This is a genomic window from aff. Roholtiella sp. LEGE 12411, from assembly GCF_015206995.1.
Lineage (GTDB): Bacteria > Cyanobacteriota > Cyanobacteriia > Cyanobacteriales > Nostocaceae > Komarekiella.
In genome coordinates this window covers 1-21,797 of record NZ_JADEXR010000061.1, presented here as the reverse complement: position 1 = coordinate 21,797, position 21,797 = coordinate 1, and the positions used below count along the sequence as shown (strand labels likewise).

The 21,797-nt window shown below is 40.8% G+C and carries 19 protein-coding genes and 1 pseudogene; 10 read left to right on the top strand and 10 right to left on the bottom strand.

Annotated elements, in window-relative coordinates:
• Window positions 1-172 precede the first annotated feature (172 nt).
• Complete coding sequence (locus tag IQ246_RS15190; protein WP_244142040.1) at window positions 173-418, top strand: hypothetical protein; 246 nt, start codon at window positions 173-175, stop codon at window positions 416-418.
• A gap of 514 nt (window positions 419-932) precedes the next feature.
• Here IQ246_RS15190 and IQ246_RS15185 read toward each other — a convergent pair.
• The 4 genes from IQ246_RS15185 to IQ246_RS15170 all read right to left on the bottom strand — a co-directional run bounded on the left by IQ246_RS15185 (window position 933) and on the right by IQ246_RS15170 (window position 5,044).
• On the bottom strand, window positions 933-1,505 hold the full coding sequence (locus IQ246_RS15185; protein WP_194004193.1) for a Uma2 family endonuclease: 573 nt from the start codon (window positions 1,503-1,505) through the stop codon (window positions 933-935).
• Between the two features lie 227 nt (window positions 1,506-1,732).
• Entirely contained in the window at window positions 1,733-3,889 is a 2,157-nt protein-coding gene (gene recQ, locus IQ246_RS15180) for a DNA helicase RecQ (protein ID WP_194004192.1), read from the bottom strand.
• A gap of 148 nt (window positions 3,890-4,037) precedes the next feature.
• The gene (locus IQ246_RS15175) at window positions 4,038-4,766 is read right to left on the bottom strand and encodes a CRISPR-associated protein (RefSeq protein ID WP_194004191.1); all 729 of its coding nucleotides are present in this window, start codon (window positions 4,764-4,766) and stop codon (window positions 4,038-4,040) included.
• A 122-nt stretch (window positions 4,767-4,888) separates the two neighbouring features.
• Window positions 4,889-5,044 (bottom strand): hypothetical protein, encoded by a 156-nt coding sequence (locus IQ246_RS15170; protein ID WP_194004190.1) that lies wholly within the window; start codon window positions 5,042-5,044, stop codon window positions 4,889-4,891.
• 350 nt (window positions 5,045-5,394) lie between these two features.
• Between IQ246_RS15170 and IQ246_RS15165 the strand changes: the two genes are divergently transcribed.
• Window positions 5,395-5,655: a type II toxin-antitoxin system ParD family antitoxin gene (locus tag IQ246_RS15165; protein ID WP_194004189.1), complete on the top strand. Its 261-nt coding sequence runs from the start codon at window positions 5,395-5,397 to the stop codon at window positions 5,653-5,655.
• 277 nt (window positions 5,656-5,932) lie between these two features.
• On the opposite strand, the gene IQ246_RS15160 is transcribed toward IQ246_RS15165, so the two are convergent.
• The gene (locus IQ246_RS15160; RefSeq protein WP_194004188.1) at window positions 5,933-7,360 is read right to left on the bottom strand and encodes a sodium/proline symporter; all 1,428 of its coding nucleotides are present in this window, start codon (window positions 7,358-7,360) and stop codon (window positions 5,933-5,935) included.
• A 923-nt stretch (window positions 7,361-8,283) separates the two neighbouring features.
• On the opposite strand from IQ246_RS15160, the gene IQ246_RS15155 reads away from it, so the two are divergent.
• From IQ246_RS15155 to IQ246_RS15140, 4 genes are all read left to right on the top strand, one after another.
• Window positions 8,284-8,559, top strand: a complete 276-nt coding sequence (locus IQ246_RS15155) for a WD40 repeat domain-containing protein (RefSeq protein WP_194004187.1) — start codon at window positions 8,284-8,286, stop codon at window positions 8,557-8,559.
• A 269-nt stretch (window positions 8,560-8,828) separates the two neighbouring features.
• Entirely contained in the window at window positions 8,829-9,992 is a 1,164-nt protein-coding gene (locus tag IQ246_RS15150; protein ID WP_194004186.1) for a calcium-binding protein, read from the top strand.
• Window positions 9,993-10,044: 52 nt separating this feature from the next.
• The gene (locus IQ246_RS15145) at window positions 10,045-11,751 is read left to right on the top strand and encodes a vanadium-dependent haloperoxidase (RefSeq protein ID WP_194004185.1); all 1,707 of its coding nucleotides are present in this window, start codon (window positions 10,045-10,047) and stop codon (window positions 11,749-11,751) included.
• 209 nt (window positions 11,752-11,960) lie between these two features.
• Window positions 11,961-12,704, top strand: coding sequence for a peptidylprolyl isomerase (locus tag IQ246_RS15140; protein ID WP_194004184.1), 744 nt, complete (start codon window positions 11,961-11,963; stop codon window positions 12,702-12,704).
• 177 nt (window positions 12,705-12,881) lie between these two features.
• On the opposite strand, the gene IQ246_RS15135 is transcribed toward IQ246_RS15140, so the two are convergent.
• The 4 genes from IQ246_RS15135 to IQ246_RS15120 all read right to left on the bottom strand — a co-directional run bounded on the left by IQ246_RS15135 (window position 12,882) and on the right by IQ246_RS15120 (window position 17,004).
• Window positions 12,882-14,051, bottom strand: coding sequence for a zinc-dependent alcohol dehydrogenase (locus tag IQ246_RS15135; protein WP_194004183.1), 1,170 nt, complete (start codon window positions 14,049-14,051; stop codon window positions 12,882-12,884).
• A 214-nt stretch (window positions 14,052-14,265) separates the two neighbouring features.
• Window positions 14,266-14,652: a hypothetical protein gene (locus tag IQ246_RS15130; RefSeq protein ID WP_194004182.1), complete on the bottom strand. Its 387-nt coding sequence runs from the start codon at window positions 14,650-14,652 to the stop codon at window positions 14,266-14,268.
• A gap of 318 nt (window positions 14,653-14,970) precedes the next feature.
• On the bottom strand, window positions 14,971-15,678 hold the full coding sequence (locus tag IQ246_RS15125) for an SRPBCC family protein (RefSeq protein ID WP_194004181.1): 708 nt from the start codon (window positions 15,676-15,678) through the stop codon (window positions 14,971-14,973).
• A gap of 225 nt (window positions 15,679-15,903) precedes the next feature.
• Window positions 15,904-17,004, bottom strand: coding sequence for a DJ-1/PfpI/YhbO family deglycase/protease (locus tag IQ246_RS15120; protein ID WP_194004180.1), 1,101 nt, complete (start codon window positions 17,002-17,004; stop codon window positions 15,904-15,906).
• A 643-nt stretch (window positions 17,005-17,647) separates the two neighbouring features.
• Here IQ246_RS15120 and IQ246_RS30910 point away from each other — a divergent pair.
• A complete protein-coding gene (locus IQ246_RS30910; RefSeq protein WP_255515568.1) occupies window positions 17,648-17,776 on the top strand; it encodes a hypothetical protein in 129 nt (42 codons plus the stop codon).
• On the opposite strand, the gene IQ246_RS15115 is transcribed toward IQ246_RS30910, so the two are convergent.
• Complete coding sequence (locus IQ246_RS15115; RefSeq protein WP_194004179.1) at window positions 17,742-19,154, bottom strand: isochorismate synthase MenF; 1,413 nt, start codon at window positions 19,152-19,154, stop codon at window positions 17,742-17,744. The genes IQ246_RS30910 and IQ246_RS15115 overlap by 35 nt on opposite strands.
• A gap of 306 nt (window positions 19,155-19,460) precedes the next feature.
• Between IQ246_RS15115 and menA the strand changes: the two genes are divergently transcribed.
• The 3 genes and pseudogenes from menA to IQ246_RS15100 form a co-directional block, all read left to right on the top strand.
• On the top strand, window positions 19,461-20,357 hold the full coding sequence (gene menA, locus IQ246_RS15110; RefSeq protein WP_194004178.1) for a 2-carboxy-1,4-naphthoquinone phytyltransferase: 897 nt from the start codon (window positions 19,461-19,463) through the stop codon (window positions 20,355-20,357).
• Window positions 20,358-20,461: 104 nt separating this feature from the next.
• Window positions 20,462-21,490 carry an o-succinylbenzoate synthase gene (locus IQ246_RS15105; protein WP_194004177.1) on the top strand — a complete coding sequence of 343 codons (1,029 nt, stop codon included), beginning with the start codon at window positions 20,462-20,464 and terminating at the stop codon, window positions 21,488-21,490.
• Window positions 21,475-21,797 (top strand): annotated as a pseudogene (locus IQ246_RS15100) (hypothetical protein); the annotation flags it as partial. The gene IQ246_RS15105 and the pseudogene IQ246_RS15100, both read left to right, overlap by 16 nt.

Here is a 21,797-nt window from a genome sequence, read left to right as displayed (position 1 = left end):
TTGCTTTGTGTGTTTAAGAATTTCAGGAATTCAACGAATATATTTACAAAAATTTATGTTAAGATTAGTTTAGATAAAATGCAAGCAATTAATTTATTAAAAATAAATTGCACACATTTTTACTTACAGATGATGACAGCGACCGCCTACTTTTCACAGGGGGTGATTACCTATGAACTTGATGAATGCGATATTGCTAACGCTGATTAATATTGCCGCTTGCCTAGCATTTCCTAGGCTTTTAGCTATTTTTCTAGCTCCTAAAGCCAAATCTACTGAACTATCACCGAAGGGTTTAAAACTACAAGCAGCTAGAGCAGAACTTACCAGTTTTCCCTATTGTACAGTTTACACGTTAACAGGTAGCCAATTTTGTAAGTTTCGTCCTCGTTTCTGTGAGAAGTGTTCTCCAAATTGATGGATATTTGGTAGGTAAAATCTCTGTACTCCTGACTAATTTTCAATTATCTCTTGAGGACGGTTCATTCTTTTTATCTAAATTCAGTAAAATGGGTAGTCCAAGAGTTTTTGGATAATTACTATATAAAATTTATAGTTTTTATAGATAAAAACATATATTTAATTAGTTTATATCTAATAAAAGAAATATAAAATCTTGCCTTGAAGCAAGTGTACTGTTTATGCTTCAAACTAAAAAATAGTACACACCTAATTTTATTAGGGGGCATTAGCTATGAATTTGATAGATTGTATATTCCTGACTCTACTAAATACTGTTGTCTGCCTTGCGCTACCCAAACTACTATCTATAATGATGTCTGCTAAAAGCCAAAGTAACAAGCGATCGCAGACTGATATATCACATCCAAATCCGAAATCCTCAGTTTTCACTCATGTAAAGCCGATTGCGCCCAGGGGCTAAGTGTCTACGCATTCGGGAGAGAATCGGTATTTGGATCTCCCAGAAACATTTAAGCCGGGAAAAATTGGTTTACGGTGCAACTAAAACCAGTCAATAGGGAAGAAGTTAGCTCATCACTACTAAATAAAGTTGCTACCAACTTGAGTTGATTTTCTTGCCGACAATAGACCTCTAGTTTACGCGATCGCCAATCAGCAATCCAATATTCTTTCACTCCTCTGGAAGAATAAAGTTTAAGTTTAGCTTCCTGATCTCGTCTTTTATCTTCCTTACTTCCAGATAAAACCTCAACTACTAACTCTGGTGCGCCAGTTAAGTGTCCCCCTTCATCCAACATGAGCGCCAAGGTTTCCTTAGTAGCCCAAACTACATCAGGAATCACATTATCTGATTCTGTAAACAAAACACCGGGGTTGATCACAGCTTCTCCTAAATTAGTAGAATCTGACCAAATGTTAAGCTGTTGGAAAATTCTGCCACAAGTTTGCTGATGTTTGAAGTGAGGTGCTCTAGTCACAAATAATTCTCCATCAACTATCTCATAGCGAGTACCTTCATTTTCTGCCAAGAGTTCTACGTCGTGAATTGTCCAACGTACTCCTGTTGTTAGCATTTGACTCATTAGCTGACTCCTTTAACAAGTTCCGCGGGTTTAAGTCCCCCGGTTCCATAACAGGTAAGTTTTGTGTTGGGGTTAAATCCCCATTACAAAACGTAATTGCGAATTGCGAATTGCGAATTGCGAATTGGTTTAATCTTGCTATTGTATTTTAATCATAATATTTAATTTTAGCTTCCTTATCTAGTCTTTCAAAAAATAAATATATGAGTAAATAGTAAGACCAATTATCACTTACGATTTTCGCGCCGCCATTTTCCCCGTACTAAGCGAATTTCATCGAAACTGTAGCTTTCGCCAAGTTGTTCTCGAATTGGAGTTAAAGAAATGTCACCAAGAACTTCTAAAATTTGCCAAATTTTTTGCTGATGTTCAAGAGGTACTAACTGATTTAAATCTATAGGCTGATTTTTCTCAATTAAATCTGTAAGATGACGAATAATTGTAGTGGGACGGATGTTGCGCTTTTGGGCAATTTCGATAACGCTAAAACCTTGTTGATGCAACTGTAATGTTAATAACTCTGTATCGGAAAGTAAGTTTTGAGATGGTTTTAAATTAACTGGTTTTTCCGGCAAACTTTGTTTTTGGGAGTAGGCGTTAATCTCTGCAAGGAACTTTTCACCATACTGAGCAAGTTTATGACTACCAACGCCAGAAAGTTTAGCAAATTCGGCTAAGGTTTGGGGTTGTACCTGCGTCATTAATTTCAGGGTTGAATCGTGAAAAATAACGTAGGGTGGTACAGATTGTTCGTCAGCAAGTTGCTTGCGGAGCGATCGCAATCTCTGTAATAATATTTCTGCCTCTGCGGCTTTTTCACTCCCTTCTTCCCAAGTAATCTTTTGTGCTATGGGAATGGCGAGAGAAACCGTACGCTGTCGCCGCATTACTTCCCAACTTAGGGCGTTCAGTTTTAATACTGAATAACCATCGCTAGTTTGTTCTAGCATACCTTGATGTAAAAGCGATCGCCCCAGCATTCGCCACTCATCTACAGTTTTATCTTTGCCAATACCGTAAGTAGAAAGTTTATCGTGTTCGTTTTGGGTAATTTTCTGATTTTTTCCTCCCCGCAACACATCAATAATGTGCAGCATTCCAAATCTTTCTTTACAACGCGCCACACAAGATAAAAATTTCATGGCTTCGATTGTCCAGTCTTGCAATGGTTTGGGATAACGACAATTATCACAGTTACCGCAATTACCTGGAAAGCGTTCTCCAAAATAACCTAACTGAATTGTCCGACGGCAAACAGTACCTTCAGCATAGTCAATTACTTGACGTAATTGTTGCTTAGAAATTAACTGTTCTTGGGGGTCGGTTTTTTGGTTAATACTCCATTCAATAGTTTTAATATCACTAAAACTGAAAAAAAGTGTACAACGTGAAGGTTCACTATCTCTTCCTGCCCTACCTGATTCTTGATAATAACTTTCTAAATTACGCGGTAAATCAAAGTGAATTACTAACCGCACATCTGGTTTATTAATTCCCATCCCAAAGGCGATTGTTGCCACCATAACGCGCACATCATCCCGAATAAATCGAGTTTGATTGTTGCTACGTTCTTCGTCACCCAATCCAGCATGATAAGATAAGGCAGAAATCTGATCATTTTGCAGTTTAAAAGTGAGTTCATCAACTTTTTTGCGCGTTAAGCAATAAATAATTGCTGAACCTTCATTTTCCCGAACAAGTTCCAATAATTCAGCGTAAGCAGATTTAGTTTTAGAACGAACTTCATAGTAAAGGTTTTGGCGGTTAAAGCTAGCAATGTGAATACTGGGTTGCTTTAGCCCTAATTGTTGGATGATATCAGTACGGACGCGATCTGTTGCTGTGGCGGTGAGGGCGAGAGTTGGGACATCAGGGTAGCGTTTCCGCAGAGATTTCATCTGGCGGTATTCTGGGCGAAAATCGTGTCCCCACTCAGAGACGCAATGCGCTTCATCAATAGCAAAAGCCGCAATCCCAATTTTTTCCTTGACTAAATCTAGAAATGGGAGAAATCTTTCACTGAGCAGCCGTTCTGGAGCGACGTATAGTAATTTGACTTTACCGTTTAAGATGGCTTCTTCACGCGATCGCACCTTATAAGGGTTAAGACTGCTGTTAAGAAATGTCGCGGAAATGTTATTATTTCGCAATGCTTCCACTTGGTCTTGCATTAAGGCAATTAGCGGCGATACTACTACCGTTAAGCCTTTTTTCAGCAATGCAGGTAACTGAAAACACAGAGATTTTCCGCCACCAGTAGGCATTACAATCAGTAAATCCCGGTTTTGCAACGCATCTTCGATAATTTGCCGCTGTCCGGGGCGGAATTGATCGTAACCGAAGTTATATTTTAGCGCCTTTTCTAAATTGGGATACTGAAGCATAGCGATCGCTTTGGGTTGCTCTCTGCGTGGGTGGTTATGAGGATAACAGGATTATGAAAGTACTTGTGTTTTTACTAGTTATACCAATTGTCCAAAATCAGGCTATGGATGCAAGCCAGGAAACCTAGATTAAATTGAACTATCTTAATTACGAATTCCGTGTAGTGGTGTTAGCATCTTGTGCAGTATACAAAGCGATTTCAATTGGAGAGAGCGATCGCCCCGTCGGCTTTTGCGTAGTTTTATCTATTTCTGCTGGCGTATATTGTAGTGAATATTGTCCTCCTAAACTGGCTAACACCATACCCACAGAACCATGTGCAGTCATACCTGTATAGTCAGCGATCACATCAGCAATATTCCAACCATCTGGCAAACTCCTGTAAATCTTTTTAACACACTTATAAAAGTCTAGAGGGTCATAGATATCATTAACGACAATCGGGGCTGATATTTTTAACTGGGCAAACTCCCGCTGTAACTCTTGAGCAACAGCTAACGTCTCTTGAGAGCAAATTAGCCAAACACATTCTAATACTGGTATGTGGTAATTAATTGCCTTGCGACAAGGTTCAGGACGGCTGACAAGCAAAATTAATCCCCGTCGTTTAGCAGGTGATACTTTATCTAATTTGACTTCTGTTTTTTGGCGCAACTGTGATAATCCAATCGCAAATAACCACACTGACAGCGCAAAGATACACACAGCCCCTAGGGCTATCCCGAACGATACTTTTACCGAAGTACCCAACCAGCTAAACAATATTTGCGTAACTGCATTGCTCAATACTGATAAGAATATTGTGCCAATTAAAAAGGGGAAAAGAGTTTCAGGACTAAAGAAGATTTTGGCTACATCAGATAAATTGGGACGCAACGCACTTATATCCTCATTTTTGGTAACACAAATTACTGTAGCGAATTATCCAGGCTTCTCCAAATAGCGCTGGTTATTTTGGTATAAAGTAAGCTAAAACACCTGAAAGTTTGCATATTGACTCATGAGGGTTGTCCAGAGGAGCCAGTCACGTGCAAAGAGAAGTCGGAGCGCCGGAAGCCGATGCTCTGAACTTCTCCCAAGGGGAGACGCCAAGGGCGAGCGGAGGATTTCCCCCGTTGAGTGACTGGCTTCTCTTGACTCTTGACACTCTTCATGAGTAACTATGCAATTTAAAAGCGTAACAGCTTATCAATTCTTCGGTAATCATTACCTCCACTTTCATTAACAAGGGCATACTTATTGTAAAGATTGCCTGTTTTCACAGCCTTAAAATCGTATTACTTGCCGTACTATGGCAAGTAATTACTAAAGTCGTAATGACCAAAAACTGGCGCCAAAAATAATTTTGAAATGAGGCATTTGAAAAAATTCATATTATCTAATTTTTTGTTTATCGGTGGGTAGTCGTGTTCAATAACTTTATTTCTTTTCACCAAATGTTCATTTGTAGGTTGAATGAAGGCTTGCACGCTAAAATAATAGATGTAGTTATGCTTAAAAGCTAATGAATATCAATATTGATATCCCTGATGAGATGCGCGTTTATGTCGAGGCACAATTGATGACAGGTACTTACAACAGCATCGGCGAGTATTTTGTGGACTTGGTGCAGCAAGACAAAAAACGTAAGGCGCAAGCGAAGTTAGAAATGCTTTTACTTGAAGGTATTAACTCGGACACTCAGGAAGTAACACCAGAATATTGGCAAAATTTGCGTTCTGCGGTTTTAGATGAAAATAGTACAGCAATACAAAGTGATGCATGAACTATAGTAATCCGATTTGATTCGTGAACTGACTTGTAGAGACAGGGAATGGAGAATGGGGCATGGAGAATAAGTAATAAAGATGTACTGAATTTTTTTCAGAAATCAAATATGGTTCCTATATAAGTTATTTGTCATTGGCTGATAATATCGTCGTAAGTAACTGGTTTTGTATTATTTGAAAAGTCGAATATAATGTTAGTAGCTCCTTGGTTTTTGCCTAAATATACAGTTGGGAAGGTTAAGGTTTTAGGCTTTCCTAAATCTTTGATTCTAGCTACTTGCTCTTAATTCCTGACTGCTTCCTAGTAAAAAATTGAGCAATTAAATAGACGAGGATACCCGCAGCCATTCCCGGAAGAACTTCGTAAACAATATTAGATAACTTAAATACTAAACTCCAAGACACAGCGGCTGCAATGCCAACGCTCATCATCAACAGCGCCACAGGTGTACTCACAGGCAATTGCCAGACACGTATTATTAATAATGGGCCCAAACCCGAAGCCAAAGCTGACCAAGAGAATGTAACTAACAGGAATACATTACTATCACCTACTAAGGCAATACTTAAAACTATCATTGCTACAGTTAGAGTTCCTAGTTTAGCCAGCTTGTAAGAGTTAGCAAACTGAGGAAAAATATCTTGCGTGATCGCTGCTGAACAACAGAGAATCTGAGAATCGGCGGTGGACATCGTAGCAGCAAACACTCCTGCTAGCATCAGTCCCACAAAGACAGCAGGTAAAAGCTCCTGTGCTAAGTAGGGTAAAGCCAACTCTGGATCGCCTCCATTCATCAATTCTGGTAGGAGTACTCGCGCTGTCAAGCCTATACCAATAGCAGAAAAAGAATTAGTCAGACCACAGATAGTTTTGATATTGAGAGCATGATTCACATTTTCAGCCGAGTCAATGGCCATCGCTCGTGTCAATATATGAGGTTGACCAACTACACCAAACCCAGCCACTATCCAACCAAATAAAAAAGGCAAAAATCCCAGAGGGAGATTTGTGGGACTTAAACTAACCAGTTGTGGATCAATAGCTGCTAGTTTTGTCCAGACTCCTCCTAATCCACCAGAGTTGACGACTGCAACAATCAGCAGTAGTAGCAACGAGCCAATCATGATAATCCCTTGGACTGCATCTGTCCAAATTTCGGCACGGACACCGCCAGAAAAACAGTAAATGACGACCATTACAGCCCCCAGCACAATTCCCCAGTAGTAGTCCCAACCGAACACTACATTCAGTGCTTTGCTTCCGGCGACAAGTTGTGATGCGGCATAGGAACCAAGAAAAGCAATAATGATGATAGCTGAGACAATAGAAATCCAGCGATCGCCTGGAGTATTTTGAGCCAGGAACGCAGAGACTGTATCAGACGAGGTATCCTCAGAAATTTGTCTTAACCGCTTGAAAAAAAACCACCAAGCAATGTAGTCTCCGATCGCCCAGCCAATAACTAACCAAATAGCAGAAATTCCAATCTTGTAAGCAAAACCAACCTGTCCCAAAAATAATAAGCCACTCTGACCGGTTGACATCGCTGACAGTGCTGTTAACCAGGGATGCACCCCTCGACTCGCTAGTAAATAATCAGCAGTTGTGTTTTGCTTATGGCTTGCAGAGTAAATTCCGACGAAAATAATAAAGGCAAGAAAGCCGATGAAAGTAAGTGCTATTAATACTTGATTAGTCATAGAGAATTAGAGGAGCCTTGTCAGAGAATTCTTACTATTCTTAATTACCGCCTAATTCTACCAATTTACTAGTACAGCACGGCAAAATTAAGTACCCATTTGAAATGTCTGAAACCCTTGCTACAAGGGAATTAAAAATTACGAATTACGAATTACGCGCAGCGGTACTAGTATTAATCTTATCTATGCATTGGACGTCGTATTCATCAAATGTCCGTCTTTGTACTCCAACCAGACGTTTAAATTCTCGATTGGACAGTCGCTTTGTTTGTTCGTATCGCATTGGTGAAGCCAATTCATCTCAAAACTCTTCACCTTACCATAAAATAAATCTGCAAGAGGTCTCTTGTTTACAACCCTGTGATAGTCTCCTTGCCATCTCACACTTGTTAATAACTCTCTTGACCTAATGGCACTAAAGATACAGCCCTTGCTCTGACTGGTTCCCAGCCTGGGGGCTGGGAACCCATTCTGGGAGGCTCCGCCTCCACTAGCTTGACAAGAGGCAGAGCCTCTTTAAACACATTCCCAGCCTGGGGGCTGGGAACGAGACGACACAAGCCTTTGGGCTTTTCAAGCGTGCCATTCTCTCTTGACCTAAATCCTGAAACAAAAGTTTATATTTTTTAGTTCATTAACAATAGTATTGTAACAAACAGCGGTTACATGTATTATAACCTGATAACTGATTGTTAAATAATCTTACTTAAACAATCCCACACTAATGACTTTAAGAATTTGAAGTATGTCAAATAAAGTTGCTCAACTAGTTAAAAGCTATAAATCTATTGCATTAAGAACAGCTTCACAACCAATAATTTTTCCTCCTATTACAACGTTATTTGAAGGGTAGTAAGTTTAGTTAACCTGTGATAATACTGATGGCTCGATTCGGATTTGGCAACTAGGATACTCGTAGTCCAATGCTTCTATACACGTTGATGGGGCATTCTCAAGCAATATGCTCTTTTCAGTTCAGCCCTGATGGTCAAATGATAGCTAGTGGTAGTGGTGACAAAACGAGCAAATTGTGGCGGCTGAGCGATGGCAGACTTATTGACAACTTTACAGAGTACACCAAGCCAGTGTGGTCTGTTGTTATCAGTCCTGATGGGCAAACCATAGCCAGTGGTAGTGGTGATCAAACGATCAAACTTTGGTCTATAAAGCGCGATACGACTTCTCAAACGCACATTTAAATACTTGAAAAGATGAAAGATAGCCAAAAAGATTTCACCTCAGATTTGGCAGTCAGTTTTGATGAATGGAATTCATGGCTAGGTAAAAGGGGCCCACCTCTTTAGACTAAATAATTCCTTATTCGTAATTCGTTAGGAAGTCCAAGTATTGGCGGTTACTGTCGAATCAGAACTTCGTTTACGAATTATAAATTACGAATTATTTTGCCTAGCTATGTATTGTTTCATGTTGCTTCAATTCAGTTCTTTCACAAACTAACTCAAAACAAATGGCAGAAATCCAAGAGCCAAAGTCAAGCACATTCGATACATCACAAGTAGTAGAAGTTGCACCACAACTGACTACATCTGAAGCGTCACAATTACAAGTACTAGAACGGGTGGAATCCGGTTCAGTTTCTCAACCATCCGCTTCAGTTTTGAGAATTGGTAACAATATCTTCTTAGGTACTCTGAACGCAGATACCATCAATGGCACGACTAGAGGTGATATCATCAGCAGTCTCGAAGGTGATGATACAGTCTTTGGTCAAGCAGGAAATGACACCATTAGTGGTGGTGGTGGAAGTGACTACCTAGAAGGAAATGTCGGAAGAGACATCATCTATGGGGACTACACTCCCAGTGGAAATGCCGACTTGATTGCCAGTGGCAATGATACCATCAAGGGTGGTGATGGCAATGACTTACTTTATGGTCAAGACGGTGATGACATCATCTCTGGTGATCTTGGCAGTGACTATGCTGAAGGCGGAGCAGGTAACGACACCATTGATGGTGGAAGTGGTAACGATATACTCTATGGTGATGACATAGAAAATAACCCTGGCGTTAGTGGTAACGACATCATCTCTGGTGGGATTGGCAGCGACAATATTGATGGTGGTCGGGGGAATGATATCCTCAATGGTGATGCTGGAATAGATTCACTATTTGGTGGACAGGGTAATGACACCCTTGATGGTGGCACTGGCAGTGATATCTTAGTTGGCACTGACACCGCCTTCTTTGGCCAATTACAGAACGGGTTTGGCTTTGGTGAAGTTGATACATTAATCGGTGGAAGAAACAACGACACTTTTGTCCTGGGACTTGGAGACGCAAACGCCAGAGATGTAAATGGTAATAATACGGTCGTGTTTGATGTCGTTCTATACAATGACGGGAATGTGAACGCCAATGGCGATCTAGACTACGCTCTCATCAAAGACTTTGGCTCCCTCAACGATGGTACTAACCGTGGTTTGGATAGAGTCCAACTGGCGGGTTCACAGAGCATGTATTCATTGGGTACGTTTGCGAATACTACCATATCTGGTGCAGGAATATTTTTAACCCTAGGGCAAGCTGTACCTGAACTGATAGGTGTTTTAGAAGGAATTTCACTGGCAAATATCAATCTTTCTAATACAAATCAGTTTATTTTCGTTTGATGGAAAATTCCAACTTCCAATTTTTCTGCACACTTGAAAGGACAAAAACATCATGGCTTCAGATTTAGTTATCCAGTTTGCTGACATATTTCAGAATCCGACAATCTTTCCTGATGAAAAAGGACAACTTGATATTGTTGTCAAGAATCAAGGCGATATGCGCTTTCAGGGGCCTGTAAACCTGAAATTATATGCATCAACAGACAAAGTTCTTGAACTCAATTCTTTAAACACCCTGGGGACAGTCAGAGGTGCAAGTGATTTATTGCAGGGTAAAGATGAACTTCTGGGTAGTTTAAATGGTCTAAATGTTAACTTAAGACCTGGTCAGTCCAGAACCTTTACTATAGACTTTGCTGGATCTGACTTTCGCACTGCAAGTGTTGTCTCACCAGGACTCTACTATCTGGTTGGACAGGTAGAGTCGGCTAATAGTAACATTACCGAAGGTAATACAAATAACAATCTAGCTACTCAGATAATTACTGAAGGTGACGTTGTTATTCAATGGAATTCGATACTTTTGAATGCCATACAGCTGGCACAGACAGCACCTCCCTTGGGAGCGCGGAATCAGGCGATCGTTCATGCAGCAATCTATGACGCGGTGAACGCAGTTGACCGGAGTTACAAACCTTACCTTGCAAACATCAGTGCATCGGAAGCCGCAGGAGCGTCCAAAGAGGCTGCGGCGGTGGAGGCAGCTTATCAAACTCTAGTAACTGTGTTTACAGACCCACAATTTGCGCCTCCACGATTTTTCCTGAATCAGGGAATTAGAGATACATTAAAAGCCACATTTGATGAACAAAGACAAAGGTCTCTTGCAGCTATTCCTGACGGTGCAGCTGAAGACAAAGGTATTGCCATAGGACAAAAAGTTGCTCGGCAAATACTGGATAGTCGCAGGAACGATGGTGCAATTACTGCACAAGGAGCATACACACCCGGTAGTCGTTTTGGTGATTGGCAACCAACTTTCAGTGATGGTGAAACGACAAATAACACTACCAATTTGGCACCAGCTTTATTGCCACAGTGGGGGCTAGTAAGGCCCTTTGCAATCAACAGCGTCGCCCAGTTCCGTCCAGATACTTTGCCTCAGTATGGTAGCCCCCGCTATGCTAGAGAGTTTAATAGAGTCAAGGCACTTGGTTCTGAAAACAGTACTGTCCGCACCAAAGATCAGACTGAAATTGCTCAATTTTGGGCTTACGATCGCGGCGACACTTTCAGACCACCGGGTCAGTTGAACGAAGTTGCTCAAGAAATTGCATTAGCTCAAGGCAATACGCTGGAGGAAAATGCTCGGTTGTTTGCGCTATTAAATATTGCTCAAGCTGATGCTGGGATTAGTGCATGGGATACTAAATACTCATTCAATCAAGCACGTCCGATTACCGTAATCCGCAATGGCGATCGCGATAATAATCCCAATACAGTTGCCGATCCCAATTGGGAACCACTGTTAGATACTCCGCCATTCCCCGACTACATATCTGGACATTCGGTATTTGGTGGTGTATCAGCCGAGATTCTCAAGCTTTTTTACGGCACTGACAACATCAGTTTTGATATTCCTTCTCAGGAATTACCTGGGGTTGCTCGCTATTTCGGTAGCTTTTCTCAACTAGCTCAAGAGGATGCCGATAGCCGCTTATATGGTGGTGTCCATATTGACTCTGCGACTGTAGATGGAGTGCAAGTAGGTAAAAATGTGGGTACTTTCGTATTTAATAACTATTTGACTCCTGTTTAACGAAGTATTGAGCACTTGCTATTAGTGTATATTTCGTAACCAATGATTCGTAATTCGTAGTTAGAATTAGTGGGGCTTGTACCCATTCAATTACGAATTACGAATTAGTAATTATTTGGTCAAAAGGCGGGAAAACTTTTGTATCAGTTCCTTACCTTCATCCCTCTACCAGCAATCTCACCATCCCTCATTCCCCTAATGACAAAACTATGACCGTAGTTTTACGAGTCGGCAACCGTACTATTACAACTAAAGAAATAGTGTCCTTACTAGCTGGTTACCAATTATTGCCTCGGTTATTATTTGAATTAATCGTTGATGATGCGATCGCTCCTTTCACCTGTACCCTTGAAGAAACACAAAGCGCTCAGCAACAGTTTTGTGAGAAAAATCAGCTCAATTCCCATACAGAAATTCAGACTTGGCTCAAGCGTAATGGTATGACACCAGAGCAACTACAAACCTATGCCGTGCGATCGCTAAGAATTGAGAAATTTCAGCAAGCTACCTGGGGAAACCAATTAGAATCTGTTTTTAGAAGCCGCAAATCAGAATTTGATCAAGTGCTTTTTTCTTTAATTAAGACTGATGATTTAGCTGTTCAAGAATTATATTTCCGTATTCAAGAAAAAGAGACAGACTTTGCTGCACTCGCTAGCCAGTACTCTGAAGATCCCAGCGCTTCTAATGGCGGATTAATCGGCCCAATTCATTTGAGTAAGTGTCACCCAACTTTGGCAAAAATGTTAGCTAATAGCCAACCTGGTCAACTATGGCCCCCTACTCGCTTGGGTGAATGGGTGGCGATCGTGCGACTTGAAAAGTTCATTTCTGCTCAGTTAGATAATCTCATGCGCCAGCGACTTTTAAGTGAACTATTCGCAACTTGGCTGCAAGAGCAGTTTAATGAAATGGGTGAAATTTGTCTTTTCCCTGTGGGTATTGGTGAATAATCACGGTTCCAGGACTAGCCCATGGAACCGAGAAGATAGAAGCCGAAATTTCCAGCTATTATTTAGCTGATGAAATCAAGGCTACTTACAGGGGGATTTGGAAGTCCCTAACTAGGCATTTCTGAGCAGAGCTAAGGAACAAGAAAAAAGCAGGAAAGTTAAACAACTCAGCACTATTTACGGTTTGAGTACAACTTTGATACAGTTATCTTTCTTGTGCTTAAAAATTTCGTAGCCGTGAGGTGCTTGTTCTAGAGGTAAGCTGTGGGTGATGATAAAAGTTGGGTCAATTTCACCGTTTTGGATGTGTTCTAGCAAGGGTCGTAAATACTTGTGGACGTGAGTTTGTCCCATTTTTAAGGTTAGTCCCTTGTTCATCGCAGCACCCATCGGCACTTTATCTACAAAGCCACCGTATACACCTGGAATTGATACGTGACCACCTTTGCGACAAGAGACAATTACTTGTCGTAATGCCGTGGGGCGGTCTGTTTCTAGACGCACTGCTTGCTTTACTTGGTCGTACAACGCCATAAAATCTGTGCCGTGTGCCTCCATTCCCACTGCATCAATGCACGCATCAGGGCCACGACCACCGGTCATTTCTTTAAGTGCTTCACCAACATCTACTTCCTCGTAGTTGAGGACTTCGGCTTGGCCGTATTCTTTAGCCATTTGCAGGCGTTCGGGAACGCGGTCAAAAGCGATGACATGTTCTGCACCCAGTAGATATGCACTTTTGATGGCGAATTGTCCGACTGGGCCACAGCCCCAAACCGCGACAATATCACCGGGTTGGATGTTGCAGTTCTCGGCTGCCATGTAGCCAGTTGGGAAAATATCCGTTAAAAATAATACTTGCTCATCCGTTAAACCATCAGGGATTTTGAACAAGCCTACATCTGCAAAGGGCACTCGTGCATACTCTGCTTGACCACCAGCGTAACCACCAAATAAGTGAGAGTAGCCAAATAGACCTGATGGGGAATAGCCCATCTGCTTTTCTACTAGCCAAGCATTGGGGTTAGAGTTATCGCACAGTGACCATAAATCACGATTGCAGAAAAAGCAGTTGCCACAGGATATTGTAAAAGGAACAACGACGCGATCGCCTACCTTCACATTTTTCACTGCACTTCCAAGTTCGACGACTTCCCCCATAAATTCATGGCCAAGAATATCGCCTTTCTCCATTGTGGGAATATAGCCGTTATAAATATGCAAATCCGATCCGCAAATTGCCGTGGAAGTAATTTTAACAATGGCATCACGTGGGTTGATGATTTTGGGATCTAGAACTGTTTCCACGCGCACGTCGTTTGCTCCATGCCAGCAAACTGCTTTCATAATTATTAGTCCTTAGTTAGGATAATACGATAATTCGTAATTCATAATTCGTAATTAAATTAATTGATTGCAAATTATGAATTGTTTGATAACGAGTCAATTATCAAGAAAAGAGGAGTTGAGAATATTGAACAGCCCAGAGTCAAAGGTCTAATAGTTAAGGCTCGACTTTCAACATTCAACATACTCCTCTAATACTCCATCCTGAGTGGGATTATCTCTCTTGGTAATATCCTTCTTTCTTGCCAATTACAGGCATAACGGTATCTTCTACTTTTTCTTTAGTAGATTGTAAAAAGTTTTTGGTGCTTCGAGGAAGTGGCTCATCAAGATTAAGCTTTTCTCGGATATTATCAGCAGCGCTTTTTACGTTATTTCTAGTACTGTTAGCTGCACGATTCGCTTTGTTAGTAAGGTCGTTCGCATCACTATCAGGTACTCCTTTGTAATAAGTCCCCTCCGGAGTTGTTACAGTGTTAGCTGCGTGGGCTTGCAGTGTAGTACTGTAACCAAAAGCCTGAATCACAAAAAATGTAATTCCTACTAGAAAAACTGTCAGGATATGACGTAGATTTTTTAACAAAGAAGTTACTTGGTTCATTAAATCACTCCAATTGATCGCTATGTACCCTGGTAATTAGCTAGTAGTAAATTTACAACTAACCTCTTAGCCATTTTGTGGTTTCAACACAACTTTTATGAAGCTGTCTGTTGATGTTGAAAAATCTAAATTAGTTATTTGTTATTTACTTTATACAAATAACAAATAAGTAGACGCTTAGATGATGTTTTAAAAGTATTAGGCGAATAGAATTCGCTACTACACAAACCAAATCCACCTGCGGGGACTAACATTAAATCAAGGGTTCACCGACTTGTAGCAAGCGGCTTCCTGGAGGTTAGGACAAAGGACAAATAACTACTTATGTCCAGTGGGTTGTCCTTCAGTGGTGGCGATTTCACCTGCTTCCATTAACATCTTGAAGCGGCGTAATTCATCACCAATTTGCTGTTCTGGTTCTTCACCGAAAAGTTTAGCTACAACAGATGCTAGTGCTCCACCAGGTGGGTTATACTCTAAAACAACCTTGACTTCCGTGCCGCGATCGCCTGGTGCTTTTTGGAAGCGAACAAAACCAGAATTATCAACATCTGCGCCTTCTACAGAAGCCCAAGAAATAAACTCATTTTCCCGATCTTCCAGAATGTCTGCATCCCACTCCACGCTTTTCCCCAAGGGTGCGTTAGCAATCCAATGTGAACGTTTTTCGTTGTAAACTTTCACAGATTTGAGATGCTTCATAAATGTGGGCAGATTCTCCAAGTTGTGCCAAAAGCGGTACAGTTCATCTGCCGATCTATTGATGGTTACTGTCTTTTCAACTTTGATAGGTTGGTTCACACCCATTGCTTCTTGTGCTTGCTGGATTGTGCTTTGTTTAGTTGCGCCTTGATAAATCAAACCGCCACCAGCTAAAGCTGTCAGCGCTCCCCGCAAGGAGCCTTGTCTTAAACCCATCAGTACTAGCGCACCGCCACCGATAAGAGATGCCCAACGCTCAGTTTCACTAGCTTCACTGCTACCACTGTGAGTTTGACTTAGTTTATCCCCTGATGTTGAAGTCACTTTTTTATCTCCCCATCAACTTTCTTAATCTTTATTGTTTTAGACATCTCCAGAAATCAAATATGCATTATCCAGAACCCTTGTACAGTGGTAGTAGTGCTACGTTTATACATTCTTTTTCGGAGATGTCTTTTGTTAACTCGTTCCTAGTCGCATACTGGGAATGCGAATCGGGAGGTTCTATCTCCGCTATGTATGCATTCCCAGGTAGAACCTCAAAACGAGTTACATCGACATAGCAGCTCCTGTAGTCGGTTTAGGAGGATTAACCTGAGCACCACCTATCCGTAACCGATACAGTTCTATTAGTCGTTGTTCGTATTTCCATAAATCGTTGTAGATTTGTTTGAAAATAGCAGTTGCCACTGGATCAGTGTACATAGCACACAAATTGCCAATATCGCCAATACCAGTTTGCACATCCCCCAGAGCGGAACGCAGCTGATAGATGTCATCACTACCTGTTAAGGCTGTTTTCACCTTGGCATACTGATTAGCGATATTTGCGGTTAAAGAGGGTTTATCGCCTATTTGGTGAAGATAAGTTTCCAGTTTTTCGATATGGTGCTGTTTATTACCAATCATCTCCTGAAAGAGCGATCGCACTTCCGCATCTGATTCTTTTTCGGTATACTTTTCCAAGGCTTCTAATAAATAACGCTCACCAGCAAGAGCAGTATTCAAACCTCTGCCAATATCGCCTTTGGTTGAGCCACCCCAAGCATCAGCGAATTTCCACCATTCAGCGCTTGTATCTTCCTCACTTGGCAATGCAGCATCTTTACCACCGTAACCCAAGCGACTCAAGATGGCTGTGGTAAAAATTGGTAAGTCTCCAGGTTCACGCGAGGTAATCAAATTCCCGTCAACTACTAGCGGCTCGTCTATGTAATTTGCACCAGCATTAATCATGTCCTTGCGGATAGCACTGAAGCCGGTGGCTTGCTTACCTTTGAGTAAATCGCCTTCAATCAAAAGTTGTGGGCCATGGCAAACCGCAGCTACCAATTTTCCTTGCTGCATCGCCTCTTGTACAAAACGGACTGTGTTGGGATTGCGCCGCATTTTGTCGGGAGCCATTCCACCAGGAATGATTACTGCGTCGAATTCTGCTGCGATCGCTTCTGTTGTTGTACCGTCGGCCTGCATGTTAAGTTTACCGCGTTTACCCTTATATTTTTCATTCATGCGCGCACCGAGCACAACAACCTCTATTCCTGCTTGTTTTAGCCCATTATAAGGAACTGTCAATTCTGAATCTTCTACTTCGTTTTCAATCAGGATAGCAACTTTTTGCTTACTAGAATTATTGTTAGATTGTGTCATTGATATTACCTGTTTAGTTCTGGGTTTGAGCTAGCTAAAATCTTCAATAAGCTAGCTTACTTAAGCATCTTAGATATTTACTCGGGCTGAAAAAACTTGATTTTTTGAAGTTTTAAATTATCTATGTTGATTTAAATATTGACTGTTGCTGGAGCAAAAAACTCATAAGCTAGAAATTAGTAGTTGGGAGTTTATAACTCATAACTAAAAACTTCAACGACAAGTTGCTTGACTTGCAAATCATGTTTACAATCTTAAGGCTGTAACTACTTGCTTAGCCTCACTCTAAAGTATTAATTCAAATTTATAACCCCCTCAAAACTTTAAAACTTGAGGGGGATATTTTAATTAGTTAGTGGTATTTTTAGCTATAAATCGCTGGGGTAAATTCACCCCCCATCACGGCTATTGAAATTCCGTATCTGCTCAATCGCACTAAACTTGTAAAGTTCCCCAAGGTTGCCAGTAACTATCAATTGACAATTTCTGATGCAACTTGGCTGACAAACCTTCGAGTCCCAATTTGGGAATATCTGCCACCTGTTGAGAACTACACCAATAACTTGATTTTTAAATTAGGTGATGACATTGAAAGGGTTGAAGGCAAGTTAGATCAACTATTAAACTAAATTAATAGCTTTAAATGAAAGACTTAAATACTTTATTGGCGATCGCCGGGTTTATCGTCGCCCTCGGTGGTAATATCACCTGGGCGATCGGGCATAGTCACTGGGGATTCACACTAATGCTTTCAGTAAAGCCTGAAGTTTGAGTTGCACCTCTGCAAACTCTTTGTCAGGATCAGAACCGGCAACGATACCAGCACCTGCGTAAAGTCTAGCGCGATCGCCATCAATCAGTGCTGAACGAATTCCGACGATAAACTCGCAGTTCCCCTCAGAGTCTATCCAACCTAGAGGTGCAGCATATAAACCCCTCTCAAAGCTCTCATAACGCCGAATTTCAGCACAGGCAACATCTCGTGCTGCACCCGCAACGGCTGGTGTAGGATGCAGTTGAGCAACAATCTTTAACGGGTGTACGTTGTCAGGAACTATGGCGCTGATTGGTGTCCATAAATGCTGGATGTTAGATAATTGTCGTAGGCGCGGTGCTAATACTTGGGGTAATACACCTAGCTGGGATAAGCGTTGAGTAATAAAATCGATTACCAACAAATGTTCATGCCTTTCTTTTTCACTATTTAATAAACGATTGGCATTAGCAGCATCTTCGGCGGGTGTTTTACCTCGTGGTGCAGAGCCAGCCAAAGCATCGGTAATTAACTGCTGATTATTAATACTAATTAATCTTTCTGGGCTGGCACCAATAAAATTTTGCCCTTTGCCATTACTTGTGGAAAAAATATAACAATTAGGATGTATTTGCCTGAGATTATTTAATGATTTGAATAAGTTAAAATTACTACTTGACTTCACATCTAGTGTATCTGCTAGTACAATTTTACTTAAATGACTAGAGTGGATTTTTTCCAAAACAGAAGATACTGAACGTTTAAATTGAGTAGCATTCGTAACTGATTTTTGGCGAAATTTTGCGGGAAAATAATCAGTCTTCGGATAATCTTCTAAAGATTGGAGAAATTGAATTTTACCTCGCACAGTCTGTAAGACTCTTTGAATATTTACACCGCCATTAATAATTGTATTCGTTACTAATATACACCGCTGATTTTTCACAGCTACTTGCCAGCGTGGCAAGAAAACGGTAGCAGATGGAAATGGATAATCTGCTTCGGTATTTTGGTCAAAAAAACTAAAGTAACAAAAAAAGTGAGGCCCAGAAAAAGGTTGATTGGCGTTACCAAAGTTAATTATATTTTTTAGACAAGATTTGATAAAATACTCAGCTTTAGTAAAACGGTCTATGCCATCAATTTGTAATTTGGTCACAGTATCAATTGCCGCGATCGCTTCTCCTTTCCCTTTATGCTCAAAGTAAAAATTTATTTCATTTACTTGTGTAAGTTTATTCAATACAACTAAAGGATCAACCAAGTCAATCTCTTGGGAGATACTGACAATTTGCCTGCTATTATTTTTGAGGCACTTTTCTTGCACTGCTAACAGAAATTGATATAAATCTTTGTGCTCTACAAAGGAGTTACTACGACATGGTAAAACTGTCATGGATCTAAAGTAAATTTTTTTTAAGTTAACTTCCTAAAGTGTAATTAATCGTGGTCGTATTTCTACAGGTAACATATTAAGTCGCCATTTCACCAGCGTGTGGTTTGCCTTGTTCATGGTGTTCCAAGACCCTGACAAGCCAAGCTCGGTTTTGATCTGCAACATCAAGGTGGGTGTTAGTAACACAAGGTTAAACAGCCATGCTAAAACTAGCAGTTTTTTGTACCTCACTAGTATCTAACGTCTCTGTAAATCATAAAATCTAACGTGTGAGTAATATTCGGGCAATTTAATTAATCACGACTGATGACTACCAAGCAGATTTTATATCCCAACACTAAGTTATGGATGGCGGCAATTAAACCGCCGATGTACAGCGTTGCCATTATGCCCATTTGGGTAGGAACAGCAGTAGCATTTGCCGAAACTAAAATTTTTAATGGTGCAGTATTTTCTACTTTTGTAACTGCGGCAATTTTAATTTTAGCGTGGGAAAATATTAGTAATGATGTCTTTGATTCAGAAACAGGAATTGATCAAAATAAACACCATTCTTTAGTGAACTTAACTGGCAACAAATCATTAATATTTTGGTTAGGAAATTTTTGTTTAGGTTTGGGATTGCTGGGCATATTAGCGATCGCAACTTGGCAACAAGACCCAACTATCATTGGTATAATTCTACTTTGCTGTGCATTGGGCTACACATACCAAGGGCCGCCCTTTCGCTTAGGATATCAAGGTTTAGGGGAGATTATTTGCTTTTTCGCCTTTGGGCCTTTGGCAGTAGCAGCAGCATATTACAGCCAAACCCAAACTTGGTCAATCACGAGTTTAGCAGCCTCAATAATTGTCGGCATCGTCACAAGTTTAATTTTATTTTGCTCACACTTTCACCAAGTCAAGGATGACATAGCTGCCGGTAAGCGATCGCCTATCGTCCGTCTGGGAACCGCAAAAGCTGCTCAACTCCTAATGTTGTTCACTGGTAGCATTTATCCCCTCACCTTGCTGTTTGTGCTGTGGGGATTTTTTCCAATTTGGACGCTGCTAAGTTGGTTTAGTTCACCCTTCGCCATTAAATTATGTCGTCATGTCCAAGAAAATCACCACCAACCAGATAAAGTCAGTAACTGTAAATTCATTGCCGTAGCCGTGCATTTTTGGAGTTGCTTACTATTAGGTTTAGGATTTATGCTTTAGTAACTCTAGAAGTTGTCAAATTGATCGTGGCGGCTGTCCTTAGTCATTAGTCCTTGGTTATTTGTAATTACTAAGGACTAATGACAAATAACAAATAACATTTAGTGACTTACAAATTTAAATTTCGTCCGTATCGGCGTAGATTTGTGCAATCTTTAACTACCAGTCATGGTATTTGGGATATCCGGGATGGGATTATCCTCAACCTCACCGATGAAACAGGTAGAATTGGCTGGGGAGAAATTGCCCCCATTAGTTGGTTTGGTTCCGAAACCATAGAACAAGCTTTAAATTATTGTCGCCAATTACCAGAGGAAATCACAGACAAGACAATTTTCTCTATTTCAGATGAGTTACCTGCTTGTCAATTTGGCTTTGAGTCAGCGCGGGAGTGGATGGGTGGGGGAGATAAGTATATAAATACTCTTATTCCCCCTTTCTCCCTTTCCCCTCATCTCCCCCTCGTCTTTTCTCCCCCTTTCTCCCTTACTTACAGTGCCTTATTACCTGCTGGAGAAGCAGCTTTAAGTCAATGGGAAACATTATGGCAGCAGGGATATCGTACGTTTAAATGGAAAATAGGTGTGTATGCGATCGCTTATGAACTAGAAATTTTTAACATACTTGCGCATACCTTACCAGCTTCTACAAAACTGCGATTAGATGCTAACGGCGGATTCAGCTATGAGGAGGCAAACTTATGGCTGTGGACTTGCGACAATATTAAAGCAAATGAAGAAATATCTATAGAAATCGAATTTATTGAACAACCACTACCTATTGAGCAATTTCAGGAAATGTTGGCATTAAGTATACATTATGGGACTGCGATCGCTTTAGATGAGTCTGTCGCCACACTTAACCAACTCACCACCTGTTATCAACAAGGTTGGCAAGATATTTTTGTGATTAAGCCTGGGATAGTCGGTTCACCATCTCGGTTGCGTCAATTTTGTCAACAGCATCAAATTGATGCCGTATTTTCATCAGTATTTGAAACTGCGATCGCAAGACTTGCAGCACTCCAACTAGCAGCAGAATTATCCCAACAAAATAGGGCAGTTGGTTTTGGCGTGAACCATTTTTTTGAACACGAACAAACCTGGCTTCAAAGTCTATGCAACAACCTTTAGACTATCTTAAAAGACTTGCTCAGCATAATTGGTTGATTGGCTATGACAGCCTTCAGTTTCAAAAAATAGCTGAAGAATTATATTTAGAACTAACGCAATTATCAGCATCTGGAACCCCACCAAAAATCATCTTAGCTGAACGCGAACCAATAAGATTTTTAGCAAGTTTTATCGCTGCTTGTGTAGCCAACTGTCCAGTTTTTCTTTGTAACCCCGACTGGGGAAAACAAGAATGGCAACAAGTCCTTAATTTAGTACAACCAGACATTATTTGGGGCATACCCCATGAGAATAATCCCCCATGCCC